The organism is Methylocystis sp. JAN1 (assembly GCF_052186135.1).
GTDB lineage: Bacteria > Pseudomonadota > Alphaproteobacteria > Rhizobiales > Beijerinckiaceae > Methylocystis.
On record NZ_CP181499.1, the window covers coordinates 1,223,035 to 1,246,431 of the forward strand.

The window sequence follows — 23,397 nt, forward strand, 5'->3', positions numbered from 1 at the left end:
TTCTCTAGTTGATTGGATCAGAAAGTGACGGTTACAGTCACAGTGTCGGAATACGCGCCCGTCGCGGCCGTCGTGATGCTGTAGGGAACCGCGCCCGATGTCGCCGTAGCGGTTATCGTTGCGGCTTGCCCTGTTCCGTCTCCAGTTCCTGAAGCCTTGAAGCTGGTCGGCGGGCTGGCGCCGTCATGCGCAAGCCGGTTCGACGGATCGGAGAACGTCCAACCCGACCCGGCGCCCGTCAGGATGTATTCAATGTAGTTCGCGCCGGTGTCCTTCATATAATGAAAGGGCAGCGCATTTTGCCCGGCGGAGTCGTTGGCGCCCGCAAAGTCCACAGTCCATCCCGTGCCGTTATTGCACGTGATCGTAACGGTGTTCGTTCCGGTGTGGGTTACCTCGGTCAGGGGGCCGATATTGCCGCTGGCGACGACGGTGCAAGAGTTCGAGATGGTCGCCGTCACGTTGAAAGTAGTGCTGGTCGTCAATGCGTCAGCTCTACCTGCAAGAATAACCGCCGCAAATGAAACGATCAGCGCACCCATCGGAATCGATTTCGAATGACGAGCGATTGTCATCTGCTGCTCCCATCGTAGAAAAATCAAAGAGCTGCGCTCCCTCGCCCACAGCGTCTGGAATCGGGGCCGCTCCATGCGGCCGCTTGATAATCGAACTCAATACGCGCGCGGCTCTTTTGGGGCGCCTACAAAGTCGCTTTTAACCAAAGCAGCCACGAATCGAACAATACTCGAACTTTGCCGCCTCTTGCAACTCGAGCGCTAGAAATTTCTCTTTGAGGGAAACATGTTAGCGAAAACTTGGCAAAGCGGTAGCGTCGCAATGCGCTGTCATCAGGCGGCTATGGCGGCGGAGCGGATGGCGCGGGCGTCGATCCGTTTCAATGTGAGACCGAGGCGGTTCGGGTTGCAATTTTCAGTTTCATTGGAGGCGGAAAAAATGATTCTGTCCGCACATGGAGCATTAGCTGAGCGACCAGCCCCGAGTCTTTGGATCTTGTCGATGCGCGCCTTTCCGGCAATGCTGGCGCGTCTACTCTCGGAAGGCTCGGTCATGACTCGCAATCTTCGGCAGGCGACGATACTCGCTCTCGCATGCTGCGGCGTCGCGTCGGGGGCGCTGGCGCAGGAGTCGCCCAAGGATATCATCGCCGCGCATGTGCGCTTGCAAGGCTATAAATGCGACGCGCCGCAGAGCGCGAGGCGCGATGTCAAGGCGTCGCGGCCGGGCGAGGCGGCCTGGCGGATCACCTGCGAAAATGCGCGCTATAAGGTGCGCATGATCCCCGGCATGGCCGACGCGATCGAGCCGTTTTGACCGCGGCCCTGTCACGGACGAATGTAGAGATAGCCGTCGCGCTGTAACTCCGCGAGGCGCACGGTCCCCGCTTCCGTTATCTTAAAGCCCGGCGCCAGGTCCTTCTCCTCGATATTCTGGCCGCGCAGTGCGACGGCGCAAATATAAGGCGACATGCCGCGTTTCAGGAGGCCGGCGAAACGCTCCTGGGTGACGCCGGAACCGTCGCGTCGGAAGGCGCGAACGGCGGGGCCGTGAACGACCAGAGCCAGCGCCACCGGCCCTTTGGCGTTCTCATAATGCACGCGCATATTGTGCAGGACGAAATCCGCCTTTTCGAAATCCGAGAGGTGATAGACGACCCGCATGGGCGTCTCCTCCGCAGCCGCGCGCGCGCCGAAGAAACTCGCCGCCGTCGCCAGGGCGCCGTGGAACATGCCGCGTCTGTCCATCTCTCCCTCCCGCGTCTTCCCGAAAATTATGGCATAGTGCTTTGGGACGAAGAAACAGGGGAGGGCGCGTTGCGGCATTTATATTCTACGCTCGTGATGGGCGCAGCTTTCATGCCGATCGCCGCCGCGGAACCCGCGCGTATCGAGAAGATGATCGCCGAGCAGGGCAAGCTCTGTTTCGCCCGGGTCTACGACGCCGCGCATCTCAAGGCGCATCCGCAGCAAAAGGTCGAGCGCTTCTTTTTCATGATCGGCAAGAACAAGGTCTCGACCTTTTGGGAGGACCCCAATCTGCGCCACAGCGAGGCGAGCCCGAACAAGCACGCCGCGGGCGACGCGCAGGATCCGGAGAACAATTCGACCCATGTCGCCGCGCTCGTGACGTTGCGCGGCATGAAGAAGCCGGAGAACGTCTCGGGCTGGTGCGGCAGGGCGGGGGAGGCAGGCGGAAAAGGCCGTATCGAATGCGGCGGCGAATGCGACCGACACATCGGCGCAATCCGTTCGGACGACGGAACGCATCTTGTTTTGGACGGCGTCGAATGGGGCCTTCTGACGGACGCCGAGGCGGACGAGGCCGCGCAGGCGGCGGCGAAGCTCGGCCCGGACGATCGGAGTTTTCGGCTCGAACAGCGTCCCATCGAGGAATGCATCGCGGAAGCGAACAAGACCAATCCGCCCTATGCGCGTCTCGGCGCGCCCCTGCGGGAGCGGCTGAAGGCGGACGCGCCCTTCTGTTTCGGGCGGGACTATTCGCCGGAACATCTCGCCTCGCACCCCCAGCAAGTCACAGCCTCGATCCGCGTGTCGCGCAATGCGAAGGCCATCGAGGCCGATCGGGCGAAAAACCTCCTGCCCGATTGGCCGGATGGCGCGAGCCTCGCGGCCACCGTGACGACGCGCAAGAACGGCAAGCCGCAGACGCTGTCTTATAGCTGCGCGCCCTATGAGGATCAGTGGGAGTGCACGGCGGCGCTCTGCGACTCCAAGAAGGGCGATTGCACGCCGGCGGAGCGGGATAACGCCAGGGTCGCGGGCTGCGACGGCGACTATTCCCGCGCCATCTATCTGCGTCGCGGCGAGAAGGCGTTCATGATGCTCGGCAATCCGAATATGGGCTTGCCGCTCGAACCCTATTGCGGACCCGACAGGAAGACCGTCAGCGACGACAAGGTTTACCGGCTGGAGCCCATGCTGCTTTCGGCCTGCGAGGGCGGATAGCGGGGCGGGCTCGCGCCCCGCCGTCGGGCCCGATTACTTCACGGACTGGAACTGCTCCAGGGCCTGTTCCGCCTGTTCGGTCGCCTTGGCGATGCGCTTGTCGTAGCTCGTGCCCTTGGCGAGCTTCACCGCCTTGCGCAGGAACTTGATGCCCTTGCGGATCGGGTCGACGGGGGTCTGCCACACGGCGCTGCGCGCACGGTCGATGGCGTCGTCGGCGTGTTCGACGAAGGAGGCCGCCTCTAGCTGCTTGCCGGCGGCGATGGCTTCCTTGGTCTCGGCGATCGCTTCTTCCAGATAATTCGGGTCGGCGCAAGCCGGACGCGCGAGGGCGGCGAGGCCGAGGCCGATGCTCAAAGCCGGGATCATCAATCGACGCGACATCATGTGTTCCGCTCCTCAAAGTCCGTTTATCGGGAACTCCACCCATACTGCGCATTTTTGCGCCGCGCTCAACTTTGGCGCGGCCGCCCCGGTCGGACATGATTTGTTCTATGCCCGCGACCGGGCGGCGGCGCTAACCTTGGACAGACCAAGCCCCAGCGGCGGAGGACCGGAGGCAATGAAAATTTTCGTGCTCACGGGCGCGGGCGTTTCCGCCGCAAGCGGGCGCGGGCGTTTCCGCCGCAAGCGGGCTCGGGACGTTCCGCGACAAAAGGGGAACGGGCCTCTGGGCGCGCTTCGATCCCATGAGGCTTGCGACGCCGGAGGCCTTCGCGCACGATCCGGCCGCCGTACACGAATTTTACAATTTTCGACGCCGCAACCTCCTCTCCGCCGCGCCCAACGACGCTCATGCCGCGCTGGCGCGGCTACAGCGGGAGTTGCCGAGGCGCGGCGGCGCGGCGTCGCTCGTTACTCAGAACATCGACGATCTTCACGAGCGCGGAGGCGCCGGGGCCGTCGTGCATATGCATGGGGAATTGCTGAAGTCGCGTTGCGCGGCCTGCGGCGCCATTGGCGAACAGCGCGACGATCTTTCGACGCGGAGCGTCTGTCCGGCCTGCGGCCGCGCAGGGTCGCTGAGGCCCCATGTGGTCTGGTTCGGCGAAACGCCGCTCTTCATGGACGAGATACGCGCCGCGCTTTGCGAGGCGACGCATTTCGTCTCCATCGGCACGTCCGGCTCGGTCTATCCGGCGGCAGGTTTCGTCTCGCGGGCCCGTGCGCTGGGCATACGAACTTGTGAGATCAATCTCGAGCCCTCGGATAACGCCGCCGTCTTCGACGAGACGCGCTATGGCGCGGCAAGCGAAGTCGTTCCCCGCTGGGTCGACGAGTTGCTGGGCGGTTAGATCAGGCCGCGTCCCGGCGAAATCGCCTGGACGCAGCGCTCTCCTCTAGAGGAAGGTCCAGCGCGCGAAGGTCGCGGCCTGGCCAGCGGGGCGGCCCGCAGCGTCCGTGACGTTCCAGATGGTGACGTTGGAGATTTTGAAGCGCCGGCCCGTCGCGCTGATGCGCACGCCCTCATAACCCATGACGAAGCCGTCGCGCGCGGTCTGCTCCAGCAGCCGTTCGCGGGCGTCTCTCACCATGGGCTCCGCGGTCAGGCGCGAGGGCGTCGCGAGAAGCCGGTCCACGCTCAATTCCCACAGCGCCTGCGCAACACGATTGCCGTAGTTGAGGATCGGATCCGCTTCCGCGCCGTGCGACACGACGACGAAAGGCGCCGCGAGCAGGCGCTCGGCCTCCGCTTCGTCGCCGCCGCCCCGCTCGATCAGTTCGCGCCCGGTGCAGTCGCGATGCGAGTTCAGCAGCGCGCCCGAATGCGCGATCCAGCGCATCCAGAGGTCGGCGGGAAGTTCAGCGCTGAAGGTCGACATCGTTCCTCGTAGGGCGGGCGCGCCCTTACGGCTCGGGCGACGCCACATGCGCCTTTAGCACTTCATTCGTCGTCGCGTCGACCTCTTCGAGGACGACTTCGTAGCCCCAGAGCGCGGTGAGATGGCGCAGCACCAGCGCCGCGTCGACGACGTCCAGAATCTTGCCCGCGAAAACGCGATGATGCAGCACGAGCCGCCGCGTCCCCGCCAGATCTACGTCCACGATCTGAATATCGGGCGTGTTGCGGCCGACTTCATAGTCGCTCGCGAGGCTGCGGCGCAGATCGTGATAGCCGCGCTCATTATGGATCGACTGAACCCTGAGCTTCGGCGCATCCGCCTCGTCGACAATGTGAAAGAGCCGCCATTTGCGGATGAGATGCGGGCTGAGAAACTGCGCGATGAAACTGTCGTCCCTGTAATTTGCCCAGACGTCCTTCAGCACCGCCATCTCGTCGCCGGCGCCTGCAATCTCGGGAAACCATTGCCGGTCTTCCTCTGTCGGCTCAAGAACGATGCGCGCAATGTCGTTCATCATGTCGAAGCCCAACGCATAAGGATTGACGCCGCCATAGGACGGGTCGTGCGCGGTGGCCTGACGGATCGCGTTGGTGTGGGATGTCAGAAATTCGAGGAAGCTGCCATCGCTGATACGCCCGCCTTCATGCAGGCTGCTCATGATGCGGTAGTGGCAATAGGTGGCGCAGCCCTCGTTCATTACTTTCGTCTGCTGCTGTGGATAGAAATATTGTGCGATCAGACGAACGATGCGGAGGACTTCCCGCTGCCAGGAAGCGAGCTTCGGCGCGGTCTTCTCCAGGAAATAGAGAATGTTCTCCTGCGGCAGGCGTAGCAAAGCGCGCTGATGGTCGATCGCCTTTTTTGCCGCTTCGCCCGATTTCGGCACCGTGCGCCAGAGGTCGTCGTAAAGCCGCTCGCTCTCCTCGCGCCGCGCGCGATCGCGCTTCTCCTCGTCGAGGAGGCTCATCGGCCGTTTGCGCGGATAGCGATCGACGCCCTGCGGCGCCAGCGCATGCGCCGCGTCGAGCAGGCGCTCGACCTCCGCTTCGCCGTATCGCTCCTCGCAGCTCGCAATGTAATTCTTCGCGTAGGAGAGATAGTCGAGAATGCCGCTCGGGTCGGTCCATTGCCGGAACTGGTAGTTGTTCTTGAAAAAATGGTTGTGGCCGAAGGCGGCGTGCGCGATCACCAGCGCCTGCATGGTCGCGCTGTTTTCCTCCATCACATAGCTGATGCAGGGATCGGCGTTGATGACGATCTCATAGGCGAGGCCCTGAAGCCCCGCGCGATAGACGCCTTCGAATTGGGCGAAGCGCTTGCCAAAGGACCAGTGCCGGTAAAGCTGAGGCATTCCGGTCGAGGAATAGGCGTCGAGCATCTGCTCGGCGGTGATCACCTCGATCTGGTTCGGAAAAGTGTCCAGGCCAAGCTCGTGTTTCGCGACGATCTCGACGGCGTCATATATGTTTTGAAGCGTCTCGAAACTCCAATCCCGGCCTTCGAACAGAAGCGCGCTCATCTCGCTTCCTCCGCGCCGGCGCCGTTGCGGCGGCGGAAGAGCTCCCGAAAAACGGGATAAATATGGTCGCGCCGGGAGACGCGCCGCATCTGGAAGTTTTGCGCCGTCGCCGCGAGCGGGGCGTAAGCGTTCCAGAGCGAACTGCCGCCGACATAGGACAGCGAGTGGCTTTCATTCGTATTGGCGACTTCGAGATACGCGAAATACTGGCACAGCGGCAATATCTTGTCCTGAAGCAGCGCCCGGGTGCGATCATTGTCGCTCATCATATTGTCGCCGTCGGAGGCCTGAGCGCCATAGATGTTCCAGCTCGCGGGATCATAGCGGTCGGCGATGATGCGGTCCATTTCGACCAGCGCCGACGACACCACGGTGCCGCCGGTTTCAGCAGAACGGAAGAACGTCTCCTCGTCCACCTCCTGCGCCTCATCCGTGTGCCGGATGAACACGATCTCGACGCGCTGATAGCGGCGCGTGAGGAAGACGTGAAGAAGCATGAAGAAGCGCTTGGCCAGATCCTTCATATGCTCCGTCATCGATCCGGAGACGTCCATCAGGCAGAACATCACCGCTTGCGCCACGGGCTTGGGGAATCGCTCGAAGCGGCGGTAGCGCAGATCGACGGGATCAAGAAACGGAATGCGCATGCGCCGCGCGCGCGTCCGCAGGACTTCATCCAGAAGCTCCGCCGCCTCGGCGCCTTTGGCGCCGGCGAATTCCTCTTCAAGCCGCTCGACCGTATGCCGGCGCGGCCGCCCCATGGCGATGCGGCGCGCAAGCGACATCTGCATCGTGCGCCCAAGCGAAAGATTGGCGGGGGTGCCGCTCGTCGAATAGCCGGCGCGCCGCGAGCCGAGCTTTTGCGTATCGACAAGGCCACGCTTGGCGAAGTCGGGAAGCTCCAGATCATCCAGAAAGATGCTGAGAAACTCTTCTCGGGTGAGCACGAAGCGGAAAGCGTCCTCCTGCCCATGGCCGCGGCCCGGTTCCGCGCCGCCGCCGCCATTTTCGCCTGTCGGGCGGTCGATGAGATCACCCTCGACAAAGTCGCGGTTGCCCGGCAGCACGAAATCGCGCCGCTCGCCCGGCATGTGCCTGAATAGCGGCTCGCGGGCGCCGTCGGCAGGAACCGTAACCTCCTGCTCGCTTTCCAGGTCCTCGATGGCGCGCTCGCGGCTCGCCTCGCGGACCGCGCGCTCCACCGTGTCCCTGACGCGGCGGAGAAAGCGCTGACGATTTGAGAAGCTTTTACCCCCCGGGTTGAGCCGGCGATCGACGATGCGCATTGCTTCCTTCGCTATCCTTGCGCGCGCGCCGCAGCCCCAGCGTCAGCCTGCCTGCTTCACGCGCATGTACCATTCGACCAGACGGCGGACCTGTCGCTCCGTATAGCCGCGCGCGACCATTCGGTTAACGAACTCCGTGTGCTTGCTCTCGGTTTCCGTGTCTTTTTTAGTCCCGAAACTGATGACGGGCAAAAGGTCTTCGACCTGGGAGAACATCCGCTTCTCGATGACGTCGCGGATCTTCTCATAGCTCGCCCAGGAGGGGTTGCGTCCCTTGTTGGAGGCGCGCCACCGCAAAGCGAATTTCACCACCTCGTTGCGGAAATCCTTGGGATTGGCGATGCCGGCAGGCTTTTCGACCTTGGTCAATTCCTGATTCAACAGTTCCCGATCCAGCATCTGTCCGGTGTCGGGATCCTTGAAGTCCTGGTCCTCTATCCACGCGTCCGCATAATCGATGTAGCGGTCGAAGAGGTTCTGGCCATAGTCTTGATAAGATTCGAGATAGGCTTTTTGAATTTCCTTTCCGATGAACTCGGCGTAGCGCGGCGCAAGCTCGGCCTTGATGAATTCAATGTAGCGTTTCTCCGTCTCGGCCGGCAATTGTTCGCGACGCAGCGCTTGTTCGAGCACATACATTAGATGAACGGGGTCCGCCGCGACTTCGACCGTGTCGTGGTTGAAGGTCGCCGCAAGCACCTTGAAGGCGAAACGGGTCGAAAGACCCGTCATGCCCTCGTCGACGCCGGCCGCCTCGCGATATTCGAGGATGCTGCGCGCGCGCGGGTCGACCTCGCGCAGGCTTTCGCCGTCATAGACGCGCATTTTGGAGAAAAGGTTTGAATTCTCGTGCGGGCTCAGGCGCGAGAGAACGATGAAGCGCGCGAGCATTTCAAGCGTGTTGGGCGCGCAACTCGCCTCCGCGAGCTCCGACTCACGGAGCAGCTTTTCGTATATGCGCTGCTCCTCGGTCACCCGCAGGCAGTAGGGAACCTTGATCACGTAGATACGGTCGATAAAGGCCTCGTTATTGCGGTTGGACTTGAAGCTCTGCCATTCCGCTTCATTGGAATGCGCGAGAACGATGCCCGAGAAAGGAATGGCTCCGATATTTTCCGTGCCGATATAGTTCCCCTCCTGCGTCGCCGTGAGCAGCGGGTGCAGCATCTTGATCGGCGCCTTGAACATTTCGACGAATTCGAGAAGGCCCTGATTGGCCCGGTTCAGGCCTCCCGAGTAATTATAGGCGTCGGGGTCGGCCTGCGCATGGGCCTCCAATTTGCGGATGTCGACCTTGCCGACAAGCGAGGAGATGTCCTGATTGTTTTCGTCCCCGGGCTCCGTTTTGGCGATGGCGATCTGGCGAAGGCGCGACGGCATGATCTTGGCCACGGTGAAGCGCGTAATATCGCCGTTGAATTCGTCGAGACGCTTCAGGCACCAGGGGCTCATGATGACATTGAGCCGCCGGCGCGGAACGCCGTACCGCTCTTCCAGAGCCGACCCCGCTTCGTCGGAATTGAAGAGGCAAAGCGGGCTTTCAAAGACGGGGCTCAGCTCGGCGCCCGCCTTCAGCGCATAGATCGGATTGATCTCCATCAGCGCCTTGAGGCGCTCCGCGAGCGACGACTTTCCGCCGCCGACGGGCCCCAGCAGATAAAGGATCTGCTTGCGCTCCTCGAGCCCCTGCGCCGCATGGCGAAAGAAGCTGACGATGCGCTCGATCGTCTCTTCCATGCCGTAGAATTCCGCGAAAGCCGGATAGACGCGGATCGTGCGATTCATAAAGATGCGGCCGAGCCGCGGATCCCTTGACGTGTCGACAAGCTGGGGTTCGCCGATTGCGTCGAGGATGCGTTCCGCTGCGCTCGCGTAAGTCTTGGGGTCGTCACGGCAAAGCTCGAGATAGGCCTGCAGGGACATTTCGGTCGCCTGGCGGTCTCTGTAAAATTGAACGAAGTCAGCAAAGACGTCGGTGTTCGCCATAGGCAGGGCCTCTTCTCGCGGACGCGGCATCGGCATGTTGCGCGTTCTGATAAGAGGTACCTGAGCAAGCGCGAACTGATTTCAATATGAGGAGCGATAAGACAGAAGGGGGCCAGTCTCGATGGGGTCGACCCTGGCGCTCAAAAGAGGGCGGCGCGGTTCATGCTTTCACAAAAGGCAGCAGCCGATGCCATTTGTGGGGCGCCGCGGCGTCAAGCATGTGCAGCCCCGCCGACTCCGCTTGCGCCCGCAGCACCGAACAGGGTTCAGGAAGGTCGAAGCTCAGAATATGCTCGCGGATCGCGTCACGCTCAGCGTCTTCGAGCGCGACCATGGCCTCGCGCAGATAGTTCGAATAGGCGTCAAGATAATCTGGCAGGCTCTCTCCTTCCTCACGCACGACGTCCGCGAGCAGCAACAAGCCCCCGGGCGCAAGTTTTTGCGATGCGACGCGGAAGAACCCGGCCTTCTGCACGGTCGTTAGATGGTGCAGCGCGAAGCTGACATAAATTAGATCGTGCGGCTCGGCGGCCTCCAATTCGCTCATCAAATCGGTCTGCGTCAGAACAACCGGGCAGGAGAGGCCCGACAGATTTTGCCTCGCGAGCGTGAGCGCGGCTTCGGAGAGGTCCGCGCCGCGGTAGCTCTTCACTGCGAAGCCGTCGAGAAGCGGCGCGAAGGTCGCCGCGTCGCCGCAGCCGAGATCGAGGATCGAGAAGGGCCGCGCGCCGAAACGGTCGCGCAACCCGGCCTTGATCGCCTGACCGATTTCCTGATGGAACATGTAATTGGCGGCCACGACCTTGGCGTAGGTGTCCCACACATGGAAAAAGCGGACCGCGGCGGGCTCGTTCATCGGGAATGGCTCCGGGCAAGGCGAATCTGCCGATTTCCTTAACTCAAGCGTCGGGAACAGCCAATGTCCGACATGCGCTGCGGCGCGAGCGCGGGTCAGGCGATCTTTATCTTGGCGACAGCGACGGCGTCGATCATGATGGCGGCGTAAGACACAGGAGCCCTCATGCTCTCGCGACGCGCCTTCCTTTTGTGCTCCGGAGCCCTCGCCGCTTCGCCGGGACGATCCCTTGCGATGGACGCGGCCCCGACGACTCTCAAGCTGCAACGGCGCGTTATCGAGGTGAACGGCAAGCCGGCTTCCGTTTACGCCGTCGGACGCAGCGACGGCGTCTCGGGCGTCGCGGCGGATGTCGGGTCGCGCTTTCGCGTTCGCGTCGAGAACGAGATTGGCGAGCCGAGCCTCATGCATTGGCACGGCCTCACGCCGCCCTCCGCGCAGGACGGCGTGCCGGGAATTTCGGGTCCGGCGATCCAACCCGGCGGCGCGGCGGAATATGATTTTCCGCTTCCGTTCGGCGGCACTTATTTCATGCATGCGCATTACGGCTTCCAGGAGCAGTCGCTTCTCGCCGCGCCGCTGATCGTGCGCGATCCGAAGCGCTACGCCGAGCGGCAGGAAGTCGTCGTCATGCTCGCCGACTTCAGTTTCAAGGCGCCGCCGGAGATCTACGCCGCGCTCACAGGCGGGAAGGGGCCGGAACATCCGAGGGGCATGGACCGCGACGCCGCCGGCATGGACATGGACATGATGCGGATGGCGGACGACGCAGGTGCGAAGCCGAAGCCGGCCTCGATGGCGACCGCGACGAAGCCGGACCTCAACGACGTCGATTACGACGCTTTTCTCGCCAATGAGCGGACGCTCGCGGATCCGCAGGTCGTGCAGATCGAGAATGGCGGCCGCGTGCTGCTGCGGGTCATCAACAGCGCGGCGATGAGCGCCTTCCATGTCGATCTCGGCGAGAACGAGGCGACGCTCGTCGCGGTCGACGGACAGGACGTCGCGCCGGTTTCGGGGAAGCGGTTTCCGATCGCGGTGGGGCAGCGGCTCGATCTGCTCATGGACGCGCCGAAGGGACCGCGCGCGGTTCCGGTGTTTTTCGTGCTTGAGGGAGAGCCGAGGCGAACCGGAATCATTCTCGCGCCGCCACGCGCGCATATTTCCCTTCTATCGGACAAGGCGCTCGAGGCTTCGCCTGCGCTGGATTTGTCGCTCGAGGCGCAGTTGCGGGCGAGCGTCCCGCTTGCGGCGAGGAAAGCCAACCGCCTCGTGCCGATCGACCTGACCGGCGACATGGCGCGCTATGCGTGGTCGATCAACAAAGTGGCGTGGAACGAGGGCACGCCGCCGTTTGACCTGAAACCCGGCGAGCGGGTCGAATTGGCGATGACAAACCGCACGATGATGTCCCATCCTATGCATCTGCACGGGCATCGCTTCCAGGTCGTCGAGATCGAGGGCAGGCGCTTCGACGGCGCGCTACGCGACACCGTGCTGGTTCCGCCGGGGAAGCGCGTCGTGGTGGCGTTCGACGCCGACAATCCCGGACATTGGGCCTTTCATTGCCATCTGCTCTATCACGCTCAGGCGGGCATGTTCGCAAGCTTCAAATACGGTTGACCGCCCAGCGCCGGGCGCGCCAGGCGGCTGTTGCTTGGCGATCAGTAATAGTAGCGGGGGCGGCGATAGTAGCGCGGGCGCGGCGCCGTGGCCGCGCCGACAAGGGCGCCGCCCGCGGCGCCGATCGCCGCGCCGGCCAGCGTTGGGCCAGCCAGGCCGCCGGAGGCCAGCGCGCCGATTCCCGCGCCCCCAAGGCCGCCGATGATGCCGCCGCCGACAGCCCGCTCGCCGGGCGTGTAGCAGCCGGTGAGCGACAAAGCGGCCGTCAGAGCGGCGGCCGCGAGAAAGGCCTTCTTCGCGGGGCGGCCGAGAGTAATGCTTTGCATGGAGAGAGACCCTCGATTCGATTGATGATTCGCGCCGGGCGTCGCCGCCTTTGGCGTCGTCTCAGGGAGAACCCCAATTTAAGTCGTTACGATGGCGCGTCGCCGGCAAAGTCTGAAACGTGACCACGGCCTTGACCGCCCGGCCACCTACACCCGTTTGGGCTTCGGCGATTCGGCTTCTTTCAGAACCTGGAGGAGATAGGCGCCGTAGCCGCTCTTGGAGAGGCGCTTGGCCGCGTCGCGTATCGCCTCGGCGTCGATCCAGCCCTGGGTGAAGGCGATCTCTTCCAGGCAGGCGACGCGCTGACCCTGCCGTTGCTCGATGGCCTGCACGTATTGAGCGGCCTCCAGCAACGACGCCGGCGTGCCCGTATCGAGCCAGGCGAAGCCGCGGCCGAGCCGCTCGACATTGAGTTTTCCAGCTTCCAGATAAATGCGGTTGAGATCGGTGATCTCGAATTCGCCGCGCGGCGAGGGCTTCAGGGAGGCTGCATATTCCGGCGCGCGCGTGTCGTAGAAATAGAGTCCCGTGACCGCCCAACTGGATTTGGGGTGGACCGGTTTTTCCTCGAGCGAAATGGCTTTCCCGTCCCAATCGAATTCCACGACGCCGTAACGCTCGGGGTCTTTGACGTGATAGGCGAAGACCGTCGCCCCTTCCTCGCGCGCCGAGGCGACGCTGAGGGAGTCGGTGAGGCCGTGACCGTAGAAGATGTTGTCGCCGAGCACCAACGCCGAGTTGTGTCCTTCGACGAAAGGCGCGCCGATCGTGTAGGCCTGCGCAAGGCCGTCCGGGCGAGGCTGTTCGGCGTAGGAAAGCGAAACGCCCCATTGGGCGCCGGACCCCAGCAGACGCTTGAAGGCCGGAAGATCGTCCGGCGTCGAGATGATCAGGATTTCGCGCGCCCCCGCCAGCATAAGCGCGGAGAGCGGATAATAGACCATCGGCTTGTCGTAGACGGGCAGCAATTGCTTGGAGGCCGCCAGGGTCATCGGATGCAGTCTGGTGCCGGAGCCTCCGGCGAGAACGATGCCGCGCATAAAAGTCTCCTCAAGAATGACGAAGCAGCCGCTCCACGCAATAAGCAAGCGACGGCCGCCAATCGGGCAGGGCCACGCCGTAGAGCTGGCGCAGCTTGGAATTGTCGAGACGCGAATTCGCCGGGCGCTTGGCCGGCGTGGGGTAATCGGCCGTCGCGATGCGTTTCACCGACACCGGCGCGCGGCCGCTTCTTTGCGCGAGCGCGAATACCTCTTCGGCGAAATCCGCCCATGTGGCGTCCGCCGCGCCGCTCATGTGAAAGACGCCGCGCAACTCTCGGGAGGGGTCCTTCGTCATGCGCGAGGCGATCGCCAAGACGCCGTCGGCGATGTCGAGCGCCGAGGTCGGATTGCCGCGCTGATCGGCCACGACGCCGACCTCGGAGCGCGTTTCGCCGAGACGCAGCATGGTCTTTACGAAATTCGCGCCGAAAGGGCTGTAGACCCAGGCCGTCCGAAGGATCGCGTGATTGTCGCAGGCCGCTGCGACGCGCCGCTCGCCCTCGAGCTTGGAGCGCCCATAGGCGCCCGTGGGGCCGGTCGCGTCGTCTTCGCGGTAAGGCCGGTCCAATTGGCCGTCGAAGACGTAGTCGGTCGAAATGTGGATAATCGGCGTCCCGAGGCGAGCCGCGCCCTCGGCCACCGCGCCGGCCCCCCGTGCGTTGACGCGAGCGGCGCCTTCTTCGTCGGATTCCGCTTTGTCGACCATCGTATAAGCCGCTGCGTTGACGATCACGTCGGGCCGCAGGGCGTCAAGGGTCCGCGCGACGCCGGGCGGGTCGGAGAGGTCGAACTCGGGGCGGCCCACGGCGATGATCTCCGCCCTGCCCGCGCCGCGCTCGATAAGCGACGCAACGACCTGTCCCTGCTTTCCCGTGACGGCGATCCGCATGCCGGTCACGCGAAAGCGTCGGCGAGATCGTGAAGGCGCGGCCAGCGCTTGTCCTTCTCGGAGAGCAGCGGGCCGCCGGGCGCCACTGGCCACGCAATGCCGAGATCCGGATCGTCGAAAGCAAGCCCGCGATCATTGGGCGCGGAATAGAGCGCCGTGACCTTGTAGAGAACCTCCGTGTCCGGCTCCAAGGTGATGAAGCCATGCGCAAAGCCGATCGGCACGAGAAGCTGGCGCCAGTTTTCAGCGGAAAGCTCCACGGCGACATGTTTGCCGAAGGTCGGCGACGAGCGGCGAATATCGACGGCCACGTCGAGAATGCGTCCGCGCACGACGCGCACCAGCTTGTCCTGCGCAAAGGGAGCGGTCTGGAAGTGCAGGCCGCGCAGCGTGCCGACCGGCGCCGAGAAGGAATGGTTGTCCTGGACGAAAGTGTAGTCGAGCCCGGCGTTTTTCCAGTCCGACTCCTTGTAGACTTCCGAGAAAAAGCCGCGCGCGTCGCCGTGCTTTTTCGGCGTAACGATCTTCACCGCCGGGATTTCGGTGTCTTCAAATTGCATGAGCGTCTCAACCCGTGTCTGTTGTCGTCGCACTGAGCGGATGACGGGAAGTCACCAAACCATTGCGACAAGAATGCGCTGCAAATTCGTGGCAGGCCAAATCTTTTTCGAGGCGCCGGGGCGCCCCGCAAAGCGTAGGTTACGCGATGCGCCCAAGACGTTCGCCGCGATATTTCCCCGAGCGGATCGCCTGCCACCAGGCGGGATTGTCGAGGTACCATTGAACGGTCTTGCGCAATCCTGTTTCGAAAGTCTCCTGCGGCCGCCATCCGAGTTCGCGCTCGATCTTCGAACAATCAATCGCGTAGCGCAGATCATGGCCGGGCCGGTCGGTGACGAAGGTGATGAGATTACGGTAGGAGCCGCCGCCAGATGGGCGCAATTCGTCGAGAATGTCACAAATTGTATGGACGACGTCGATGTTCTTTTTCTCGTTGCGCCCGCCGACATTATACGATTCGCCGACGACGCCCTCGCGCGCGACGAGCATCAGCGCCCCTGCATGGTCGTCGACGAAGAGCCAGTCGCGCACATTCTCCCCGCGGCCGTATACCGGCAGCGGCTTTCCTTCGAGCGCGTTCAGGATCATCAGGGGAATCAGCTTCTCGGGGAAGTGATAGGGGCCGTAATTGTTCGAACAGTTGGTGACGATCGTCGGCAGTCCGTACGTCTCCCGCCATGCGCGCACGAGATGGTCCGATCCCGCCTTCGAGGCGGAATAGGGGGAATTCGGCGAATAGGGCGTATCCTCGCAAAACAGGCCGTCGTCGCCCAGCGTGCCGAAAACTTCGTCGGTTGAAATATGCTGGAAGCGGAAGGTCGCCGCCTTCTCCTTCGACAGCGCACGCCAATATTCGAGTGCGGCGTCGAGAAGCGTAAACGTGCCGACGATATTCGTCTGGATGAAAGCCGCAGGTCCGTCGATCGAGCGATCCACGTGGCTTTCCGCCGCAAGATGCATCAGGACGTCGGGCTGAAAGTCCGCGAGCGCCTTTGCGACGGCCGCTCGGTCGCAAATATCGGCCTGCCGGAAGGAGTAGCGCGGATTTTGGGAGATCGGCGCGAGGGAATCGGGATTCCCTGCATAAGTCAGTTTGTCGAAAACGAGAATCTCATCCAAGGACTTGGCAATGAATCGCCGGGCGACCGCCGATCCGATGAAGCCGGCCCCGCCGGTGATGAGGACGCGCATCAGAACCTCTCAACGTTCAATCGGAAATTCTCTTTATGAGACTGACGGATAACATTCAACTGCGTTACGCGGGAACGCGACCGGCAGATCTCGAAGCCGATCGCTTCCGGGGTTTGGCGCCGACGGCGCGAGCTCAATAAAACCAGGCGAATCAAGGTTTCTGCCCGATGACCACTGCTTGCCAGAACTGGCGCGGGTCGTCCACATAGGCGAAGCACTTGAAATATTTGTCCCAGGCCTCCTTGACATACCTCTCGGGAATGATGGCGTCGCCATAGACTTCGGAGTCGAGCCCTTCGCCGCCCGATGTTGGAATGTAGCAGAATTTATTTTCGTCGAAATCCTGATAAAGCTTTGGAACGACCTCCTTGAACTTCGCGAGTCCCGCGTGCCAGCTCGTTTGAGGCGGCGAAGGAATTTCCAGGATAAAATCGAGAAAGCGACGGGGTTCGGTCGTATAGGCGATCACGCAACCCGAGCGCGCGACGCGATGTAATTCAGCCATCCAGTAATCAGCCAGCTTTTTTGGCAGGTGGCTGAAGACGGAATAGGCGATGATGAGGTGAAATTTGTCATCCTCGAAGGGCAGCGGGCCGTGCGGGTCGATCTTGAAGAAGCTCCCGGGCGTGCCTAGGCCTTTGCAGATGGCGAGCGTTTCTGGCTCGACGTCGACGCCATGAAGCGAATCCGCGTCGATGTCGTTCCAGAGCATGCGCGTGTAGCGGCCCCAGCCGCAGCCGAAATCGAGGGCTTGCGTCTTCGGATGGAGCGGCACGGCGAGCGCTTCCGAATACGCTTTCACGTATTTGTAGAACTTGAAGGCTTCGCGCAGCGCGAGGGCGTCCGCCGATCCGACGAGCTTTCGCTGCAGGTCGGGATGCGGGAAACGCGGCATTTCAACGCCCTGGATTGTGGGCTCGGAGACGCTCCGGATCATAAGGTCGAGCCACTGCTGATCGTCCTGGAGTTTGAAAAGAGCCTTGCCGTTGGGGAGCATTCCTGATGTCGCCTCTTGTTGCTCTTTGCATTGCGCGTCAATAGGGCGCGCCTGCGTCGCCGGCGTTGACGTAGCGGTGGCTCTTGTAGCCCTTGATCGCGAGAAGCGTGGTGAATGTGCGTTCGAATGCGTGAGCGAGCGTGCCGTCGATCGCGCCAAGCTCCGGGCCGAACGCCTCCTCCCCGAGCTCCATCGCGGCGATCTCCTGAAAGGGCGCGACGCGGAACCAGAACATCGTTCCCGCAACGAAGTCCTGGAAGGGCTCGCCAGGCCTTTGAGCGCGTTCGAGCAGCGCCTCCATATTCGCCCTGTTGTCCCGGATGACGTCCGGCGCCGTCGCGGACATGAAAGCTTCCTGCGGCGCGGCGAGCCCGACTCGGGGGTCGCTCTCAAAGGCGTCGAAAACCGCGTTAATGGCCGCTTCATTGACGAGGCCGGCGATCAGGCCCCTGCGCCAGCGGCCGCCGGAAGCAAGATGCAGCGACTTTTTCGCATGAAGCTTGCAGCCGAATCTGTAGCCGAGCTTCTTGGTCGCGCGCAGGGATTCGAGGAAGGGCAGCACGTCGCGGCCGCGGTTCTTGACGATCACGAGACGGGTCGGCTCGATGAGGCTCACGAGCTGCGACGCCGCTTTTGCGCTCCATGTCTCCGGAATCGCGACGATGACGTCGACTTTCCGGGATTTTCGCGCGGTGGAGACGGCGTCGGCCAATTCGTCCAGGAGATCCGAATAGAAGATATGCGCAAAAAGCGCCGTGTCCGAGGTCGGCTTGTTTTTCGCGACCTCGGCGGCGACGGCCTCAAGCTCCTTGCGGTTGGGCAGGACGGGCTCGCGGGAGGCGGCGACGGCCCATAGATAAGCATAGCCGAATTTGCGGTCCGGCTCGAGATAGGTTCCCTCGTCCCATTCGTTCCAGGCGTTCACGAAGACGAGCCGTTCCGAAGGAGCGTTATATTCGCGCGAAAACCGGGTGGCCGCCGAGAGCCAGCGATGGAAATCTTTCGGCGAAGCCTTGTGAAAGACATGGCCACGGCCGTGCTTGCGCGCGACGTTGTCCCAGGCGGTCATGACGCCCGGAAAAAACGCTTTGTCGCGCGTCTTTTCACGCGTTTCTTCGAGAATTTCGATATAAGCGTCGACCGTCTCGCGATAGTCGTAGACGCAGCCGGAGAAGTCCGGGTTGAGCAGGTCGACGTCCGTTGTGATCTCGGGCACCGAAACGCCATGGGGCGGAAACTGGACGAGCGCGTCGAAGCCGATCGAGGCGGGGTCGGAAAAGCCGAAGGCGGTCGTCGCGACGAGATAGAGCCCCGGCAGGCCGGCCGCGGCCGCCTTGCGCCGCCAGATCGCGCCCATCTCCGCAATGTTCTCGATAATGAGCGGGCGGTAGACGACGATGACCGGCTTGCCGTCGACGCGGATATAGCGGGGATCCGCGAGATAGCGGAGAAGATCCTCGAAAACGCGTTCGTGATCCTCTTCCGAGTGGTCCTGCTTCATGAGGACCTCGTGCTCGGCCCCGTCCCATCGTCGCGTCCAGTTCTCGTTCGCCCAGCAAAGGCAGAACGGAAAGTTCAGGCGTTCGTCCCTGCTCGCGAGCAGCGTCTCGAGCGGCCGCTCGAGCAGGCGCTTTCCGCCGAACCAGTAGTAATGAAAGCAAAAGCCCTGGAGGCCGAATTGGCGCGCAAGCTCGAACTGCCGCATCAACGCGTCCGGCAGGCGAAGGTCGTAAAAGCCGAGTTCGCCGGGCAGGCGCGGCTGGTAGTGTCCCTCGAAGTGCGGAACGGCCTTGGACACGTTCGTCCACTCCGTGAAGCCGCGTCCCCACCACTCGTCGTTTTCCGGAAAGGGATGGAATTGCGGGAGGTAGAAGGCGATGATCTTTGCGTCGTCCGGCGAGACGGAGGTCCGGGTGAGGGGGAGGGGAGCGAAGTTCGGATCGCGTCCTCCCGCGGCGATGGACAGGACCTCGCGATATTGGCGCTCAAAGATGTCCTGACCGTCCTCCAGGCTCTTCCGCTTCACGCCAGGCGCCGCTCTGGCGACCGGAACGGAAATCGCCTGCGCGATCTCTCTTTGCCGGACGGACGCGCGGGCGGCGCCGAAAAGGCCGAGCGCCGTGAGCTCCGCGGCGACCCGAATTGGGCCGCGCCTGGTCAAAAAGCGCGGAAGCGAACGGTAGGAGCCGCGCAGCGCCTTGTAGAGGCTCTCGCTCAGCGACAATCGATCGAGGCCCCAATCCTCGACCGCCAGGCGAATCAGCGTGAAGCGGACCTGCGCTTCGGAAGGGTCGAAGCGAACCGTGTAGATCGGGCGGGTCGCATAAATGTCGCCGCACCAGACGTCGGGCGCGGCTTGCCGCAGGAATACGCAGAGGTGCTCCGCCTCCGAGAAGCCCTCGCCCATGTTCAGATAGAGGCGCGGCCGGTAGATGCGCCCCTTGGTGATGCGCGCCTGGAAGAAGAAGCGATATTTGCCCTTGGGCAACTGGAGATGTTCCTCGGTCCCCGGCAGGCAGAGGACCATCTGCGGATCCGGGCCGATGGAAACATAAGCGAGAGCGCCGCCAATCTCCGTTTCAACGAGATCGTAGAGCTCCGTGGCGGCGACGGGCCTGACTCTGACGGGGGCGTCTTGAGCGTGTCCGATGCTCTCAGGAACGCCAAATGAATAGGGGGCGACTGTCTCTGTATTTGTCACGACCATTCCGACGAGTTGAGGGATGGCACAAAACTCGATGTTCCGAATTTCGGCCCTGTGGCCGAATGTGACGGAATCGCCGCCAGGCGACGTTCGAGGACGGAAAAACAAACGACAGCGCAGGCGCTGACTCGATTGACGACGTTACGTTACCATATTGCTCTGCTGGAGCAAGATATCTAATTATTATACATGTTTACCCTGGTCGGCGGGCGGGTAAGGCGCTCCCGTTCCCGCCTCCGGATCCGGCGCGGACCGGTTCCAATTCCGGCCGTTTCCGCGAGCTCCGGGGGTTTGTGGCGTCGCGCCGCAGCCGCTAAAACCGCGCGTCGTCGTCCGGCGCTCTTTCGCGCCTCCGGAGAAGAAACATGGACGCCCTTGAAGCCATCGACACGCGGTCGAGCGTCTCCGCCCTGGCGGAGCCCGGGCCGACGGACGCCCAATGGGCGGCCCTTCTGCGCGCCGCCGGGCGCGCGCCCGATCACGCCCGGTTGCGGCCGTCGCGGTTCCTCATCGTTCGGGGAGAAGCGCGGCGGCGCTTGGGGGATGTTCTGGCCGACGCCCTGCTTGCGGGCGAGCCCGAGGCGCCGCCGGAGGCGGTGAACCGCGAACGTCAGAAGCCTCTGCGCGCTCCTGCGATCCTCATCGTAGCGGCGACGCCCAAGCCGCACCCGAAGGTTCCGGAGATCGAGCAGATGCTCGCGGCCGGGGCCGCGACGCAGAACGTCCTGCTCGCCGCGCACGCCATGGGCCTCGGCGCGATCTGGCGCACCGGCGCGCCGGCCTATGATCCGCGCGTCGTGGCGGCGCTCGGCCTGCCGCCGCAGTCGCGGATCGTCGGCTTCGTCTATCTTGGGACGCCCGTCGCGGGGGCGAAGCGCAAGGACGTCGGGGACGCTCCGGCGGCTGTGGAATGGGGCGAGACGCCCAAGGACTTCGCCGGCTCCTGATGCGGCGTTATCCGAAACCGGGCGGGGTCTCCCGCCGCCGGACGGCGTCGCGCATCAGGCTGAGGCACTCCACGGTCGCCGCCATGTCGAGCGCGCTCAATCCAAGCTCCGTTTCGAATAGCGGGTCGGCGCCGGCCGCGAGCAGCAGCGCCACGGCCTTTGCGCGTCCGGAGGAGGCGGCGAACATAAGCGGGGTCGCGCCCGTGAAGTTAACGTGCTGGAGTTCGGCCCCCGCGTCGACGAGAAGCTGGATGTTCTCGGAAATCTCGCCGGCGCAGGCGAGCCATAGCGCCTGGTTGCCATCCGCGGTGACGGCGTGGATGTTGGCCCCCGCGCGCAGCATCTCCTGAACCAGCGCCGGCGAAGCGAGGCGAACGGCGTGCATCAGCGGCGTAGCCCCGTCCGTATCGCGCGCTGCGAGATCGTCCGGCGCAAAGCCGCGCTCGACGAGAAACGCCCGTAACTCACTGCTCAGGACCAGCGCGGCCGGCTTGTCCCGCGCAGCCTCGATTCTGTGAAAGTTTCCTTCATGCGCCATACTGGCCCTCTCTCGCTCGTGCGCCTCTGCGCCAAGCGAAGTCGGGGCCAACTTTGCGCGATCTCGCTCGCCTCGCGCCTTATTTGTCTTTCGCCGAAATATGGAAACTCGCATTTTCCGGCGGCGTCACGGCGGCCTCGCGATGCGGAGTCCCTTCGGGCGCCCACTCATACGGCGCCGGCTGCGCGCGATAGACCGCATAATTGATGGTTGGACGGCCCGTCTCGGCGTCCGTTCCACGACGCGGATACGGGTTGACATATTCCCAGACGATTTCGCCCGAGGGCGTCACCTGCAGGAAGCGGCCGATCTGGCCTTCGTTGATGAAAGTGTTGCCGTTCGGCAGGCGGCGCGCATTGCTGATATGCGTGCTACGAAACGCCCAGCCCGGCTGGCCGGAGCTCGCGCCGGTATATTGCCAGACGATCTCCCTGGTGACCGGATTGATCTCCAGGACGCGCGAGCCGCCCGTAAAGGTAACCGCCGCACGCGGATAGCCGGCCTCGCCCTGATTGTCGAAGACAAGGAGATTGCCTGCGCCCGGCAAGCCTTTGGGTATGATTTGCGCGTCGTGCTGGCCGGAGATCTGATCGACGGGCCGCGGAACCTTGCGTGAGGTTGTGCTTCCATCCTCGCTGACCGGTGGATAATGCGGCCCGAGGGTCCAGACGATTTTTCGCGTTTTGCGATCAATGATGGCGATGAAATTCGCGGACCGCGAGTCGAAGATCAGATTGTCCGGGGCGAAGCGCTGGTCGCCTTCGTCGAACCAGTGATTGGGGCCAAGAGGCTTCAGATTGTTGACATGAAGGTAATCGCCGTTCTTCGTCGCCTTGACGAGTTTCAGCTCGTCAGGCGTGAAGCCGACTTCGTCGAGATGGTCCGACGCCGCCCAGGTCCAGACGATGTCGCCCTCCGGATTGACCTCATAGGCGACGTCGTCCAGCACCTGCGGCGCGGCGAAGCCCGGCAGAGGATAGGAGATATTCGACAGCACCAGCGTATCGCCATTGGGCAGACGGGCGATGTCGTGATGCTGATAGGCGCGGCCGCCGGGCGCGTTCTCGCCGAACGCCCATACGCGCTCGCCATTCCAGTCGACTTCTCCAACGATCTTGCGTATGCGCGTCTGCGTCCTTCCGGGCACGAGATCCGCACCCTTGCCTTCCGCCGTTTCGAGCGTGACAAAAACATGGCCCCGCGCGCCGCCGACCAGCGCGGGATCGATGAAGGCGACCGGCTGTCCGGTATATTTCCATTCGTGAACGACCTCGCCGGTAAGATCGATCAAACGCGACACGTCGTCGCCGCCAGGAAAGAGCACGTAGGAGTTATAGGCCTTCGCCGGATCGTAAATCGTCGTCCCGGTTGGAAAGACGCTCGGCTCGGCGGAGGCGGGCGTCGCGGCGCGCAAAGCGAAAAAGACAAGACCTGCGAGGGACAAGGCGCGGCGGCGCGCAGACTTCCCTTTGTCGATCAAGGCGCAAACTCCGGCGCAGCTCATTTGTCGTCTCCTGCCTAAAGGATGCGAGCGATTATAATCATACATAATTAGTATGCAATAGGTCGGAGGCGCGATCGTCTCTCTTTTGGAGAGTCGCCGCCCATTTGACCGCTCGAAAGGAGAAAAAGAAGCCGCCACGAGGGCGGCCCAAGTCGGAGGAAGAGGAGTGAAGGAAAGAGAGCGAGCCGTGGCTATTGCGCGAGAGCGGGTTGACCGATCGCTGCGCGCAGGTCCGCCAGCGCCACGACGCGAAAGCCCGTGACAGGTTTGTTCGGCGCGATCTCGGCGATTTTCGCGATGAGGGCGAGCGAGCGCGACGCTTTGAGCGTGCCGCCCGTGAATCCTTATTCATACTATATAAATATATAAACAGCGAGACGCGGGTCGTGTCAAGGCCGAAACGGAGGCCAGGGGGAATTGGGGGCGCTGCCCTTTACGGGAAGGTCGGCGGTCGAAGACGCCCGGGTGGGGCCCTTTCCGCCCCGATAATGATCGAGCGTTACCTCACCCGACCCCGAAAACATGGTCATGAAATCTCCAGGAGGGCGCCGCTCTCACAGGCGGCGCGACGCCGCGGTGCGATGAAATTTCCCTTGCG

The 23,397-nt window shown here is 63.1% G+C and carries 22 protein-coding genes and 1 pseudogene; 5 read left to right on the forward strand and 18 right to left on the reverse strand.

What is annotated here, in order from left to right; all coding sequences use genetic code 11:
• Positions 1-17 precede the first annotated feature (17 nt).
• Both ACNHKD_RS05760 and ACNHKD_RS05765 read right to left on the reverse strand, forming a co-directional pair.
• Positions 18-575, reverse strand: coding sequence for a spore coat protein U domain-containing protein (locus ACNHKD_RS05760; protein WP_442756124.1), 558 nt, complete (start codon positions 573-575; stop codon positions 18-20).
• A 273-nt stretch (positions 576-848) separates the two neighbouring features.
• On the reverse strand, positions 849-1,070 hold the full coding sequence (locus ACNHKD_RS05765; RefSeq protein ID WP_442756125.1) for a hypothetical protein: 222 nt from the start codon (positions 1,068-1,070) through the stop codon (positions 849-851).
• On the opposite strand from ACNHKD_RS05765, the gene ACNHKD_RS05770 reads away from it, so the two are divergent.
• Positions 1,069-1,332, forward strand: a complete 264-nt coding sequence (locus ACNHKD_RS05770; RefSeq protein WP_442756126.1) for a hypothetical protein — start codon at positions 1,069-1,071, stop codon at positions 1,330-1,332. The two genes, ACNHKD_RS05765 and ACNHKD_RS05770, sit on opposite strands and share 2 nt — an antisense overlap.
• Positions 1,333-1,343: 11 nt before the next feature.
• Here ACNHKD_RS05770 and ACNHKD_RS05775 read toward each other — a convergent pair whose 3' ends face one another.
• Positions 1,344-1,763, reverse strand: coding sequence for a DsrE family protein (locus ACNHKD_RS05775; RefSeq protein ID WP_442756127.1), 420 nt, complete (start codon positions 1,761-1,763; stop codon positions 1,344-1,346).
• 111 nt (positions 1,764-1,874) lie between these two features.
• Between ACNHKD_RS05775 and ACNHKD_RS05780 the strand changes: the two genes are divergently transcribed.
• The gene (locus tag ACNHKD_RS05780) at positions 1,875-2,984 is read left to right on the forward strand and encodes a hypothetical protein (protein WP_442756128.1); all 1,110 of its coding nucleotides are present in this window, start codon (positions 1,875-1,877) and stop codon (positions 2,982-2,984) included.
• Between the two features lie 33 nt (positions 2,985-3,017).
• On the opposite strand, the gene smbP is transcribed toward ACNHKD_RS05780, so the two are convergent.
• Positions 3,018-3,371: a small metal-binding protein SmbP gene (gene smbP / locus ACNHKD_RS05785; protein WP_442756129.1), complete on the reverse strand. Its 354-nt coding sequence runs from the start codon at positions 3,369-3,371 to the stop codon at positions 3,018-3,020.
• A gap of 221 nt (positions 3,372-3,592) precedes the next feature.
• Here smbP and ACNHKD_RS05790 point away from each other — a divergent pair.
• A pseudogene (locus tag ACNHKD_RS05790) lies at positions 3,593-4,279 on the forward strand (NAD-dependent deacylase); the annotation flags it as partial.
• A gap of 45 nt (positions 4,280-4,324) precedes the next feature.
• Here ACNHKD_RS05790 and ACNHKD_RS05795 read toward each other — a convergent pair.
• The 5 genes from ACNHKD_RS05795 to ACNHKD_RS05815 all read right to left on the reverse strand — a co-directional run bounded on the left by ACNHKD_RS05795 (position 4,325) and on the right by ACNHKD_RS05815 (position 10,475).
• Positions 4,325-4,807 carry an MEKHLA domain-containing protein gene (locus ACNHKD_RS05795; protein WP_442756130.1) on the reverse strand — a complete coding sequence of 161 codons (483 nt, stop codon included), beginning with the start codon at positions 4,805-4,807 and terminating at the stop codon, positions 4,325-4,327.
• A 25-nt stretch (positions 4,808-4,832) separates the two neighbouring features.
• Positions 4,833-6,347: a SpoVR family protein gene (locus tag ACNHKD_RS05800; protein ID WP_442756131.1), complete on the reverse strand. Its 1,515-nt coding sequence runs from the start codon at positions 6,345-6,347 to the stop codon at positions 4,833-4,835.
• Positions 6,344-7,633: a YeaH/YhbH family protein gene (locus tag ACNHKD_RS05805; RefSeq protein ID WP_442756132.1), complete on the reverse strand. Its 1,290-nt coding sequence runs from the start codon at positions 7,631-7,633 to the stop codon at positions 6,344-6,346. Before ACNHKD_RS05805 ends, ACNHKD_RS05800 begins: the two co-directional genes overlap by 4 nt.
• Positions 7,634-7,675: 42 nt before the next feature.
• The gene (locus tag ACNHKD_RS05810) at positions 7,676-9,619 is read right to left on the reverse strand and encodes a PrkA family serine protein kinase (protein WP_442756133.1); all 1,944 of its coding nucleotides are present in this window, start codon (positions 9,617-9,619) and stop codon (positions 7,676-7,678) included.
• A 160-nt stretch (positions 9,620-9,779) separates the two neighbouring features.
• On the reverse strand, positions 9,780-10,475 hold the full coding sequence (locus ACNHKD_RS05815; RefSeq protein WP_442756134.1) for a class I SAM-dependent methyltransferase: 696 nt from the start codon (positions 10,473-10,475) through the stop codon (positions 9,780-9,782).
• Between the two features lie 234 nt (positions 10,476-10,709).
• Here ACNHKD_RS05815 and ACNHKD_RS05820 point away from each other — a divergent pair, with 234 nt between their 5' ends.
• The gene (locus ACNHKD_RS05820; RefSeq protein WP_442756135.1) at positions 10,710-12,098 is read left to right on the forward strand and encodes a multicopper oxidase family protein; all 1,389 of its coding nucleotides are present in this window, start codon (positions 10,710-10,712) and stop codon (positions 12,096-12,098) included.
• Positions 12,099-12,139: 41 nt separating this feature from the next.
• Here ACNHKD_RS05820 and ACNHKD_RS05825 read toward each other — a convergent pair whose 3' ends face one another.
• The 7 genes from ACNHKD_RS05825 to ACNHKD_RS05855 form a co-directional block, all read right to left on the reverse strand.
• A complete protein-coding gene (locus ACNHKD_RS05825) occupies positions 12,140-12,424 on the reverse strand; it encodes a hypothetical protein (protein ID WP_442756136.1) in 285 nt (94 codons plus the stop codon).
• Between the two features lie 147 nt (positions 12,425-12,571).
• Positions 12,572-13,465: a glucose-1-phosphate thymidylyltransferase RfbA gene (gene rfbA, locus ACNHKD_RS05830; RefSeq protein ID WP_442756137.1), complete on the reverse strand. Its 894-nt coding sequence runs from the start codon at positions 13,463-13,465 to the stop codon at positions 12,572-12,574.
• Positions 13,466-13,475: 10 nt separating this feature from the next.
• On the reverse strand, positions 13,476-14,357 hold the full coding sequence (gene rfbD / locus ACNHKD_RS05835; protein ID WP_442756849.1) for a dTDP-4-dehydrorhamnose reductase: 882 nt from the start codon (positions 14,355-14,357) through the stop codon (positions 13,476-13,478).
• Positions 14,358-14,362: 5 nt separating this feature from the next.
• Positions 14,363-14,917 carry a dTDP-4-dehydrorhamnose 3,5-epimerase gene (gene rfbC / locus ACNHKD_RS05840; protein ID WP_442756138.1) on the reverse strand — a complete coding sequence of 185 codons (555 nt, stop codon included), beginning with the start codon at positions 14,915-14,917 and terminating at the stop codon, positions 14,363-14,365.
• A 139-nt stretch (positions 14,918-15,056) separates the two neighbouring features.
• Positions 15,057-16,109: a dTDP-glucose 4,6-dehydratase gene (gene rfbB, locus ACNHKD_RS05845; protein ID WP_442756139.1), complete on the reverse strand. Its 1,053-nt coding sequence runs from the start codon at positions 16,107-16,109 to the stop codon at positions 15,057-15,059.
• A gap of 151 nt (positions 16,110-16,260) precedes the next feature.
• On the reverse strand, positions 16,261-17,106 hold the full coding sequence (locus tag ACNHKD_RS05850) for a class I SAM-dependent methyltransferase (protein ID WP_442756140.1): 846 nt from the start codon (positions 17,104-17,106) through the stop codon (positions 16,261-16,263).
• A 37-nt stretch (positions 17,107-17,143) separates the two neighbouring features.
• Positions 17,144-19,807: a glycoside hydrolase family 99-like domain-containing protein gene (locus tag ACNHKD_RS05855; protein ID WP_442756141.1), complete on the reverse strand. Its 2,664-nt coding sequence runs from the start codon at positions 19,805-19,807 to the stop codon at positions 17,144-17,146.
• Positions 19,808-20,175: 368 nt separating this feature from the next.
• On the opposite strand from ACNHKD_RS05855, the gene ACNHKD_RS05860 reads away from it, so the two are divergent.
• Positions 20,176-20,757 (forward strand): nitroreductase family protein, encoded by a 582-nt coding sequence (locus ACNHKD_RS05860; RefSeq protein WP_442756142.1) that lies wholly within the window; start codon positions 20,176-20,178, stop codon positions 20,755-20,757.
• 7 nt (positions 20,758-20,764) lie between these two features.
• On the opposite strand, the gene ACNHKD_RS05865 is transcribed toward ACNHKD_RS05860, so the two are convergent.
• Positions 20,765-21,295 carry an ankyrin repeat domain-containing protein gene (locus ACNHKD_RS05865; RefSeq protein ID WP_442756143.1) on the reverse strand — a complete coding sequence of 177 codons (531 nt, stop codon included), beginning with the start codon at positions 21,293-21,295 and terminating at the stop codon, positions 20,765-20,767.
• Between the two features lie 79 nt (positions 21,296-21,374).
• The gene (locus tag ACNHKD_RS05870) at positions 21,375-22,799 is read right to left on the reverse strand and encodes an aryl-sulfate sulfotransferase (protein ID WP_442756144.1); all 1,425 of its coding nucleotides are present in this window, start codon (positions 22,797-22,799) and stop codon (positions 21,375-21,377) included.
• Between the last annotated feature and the right edge of the window lie 598 nt (positions 22,800-23,397).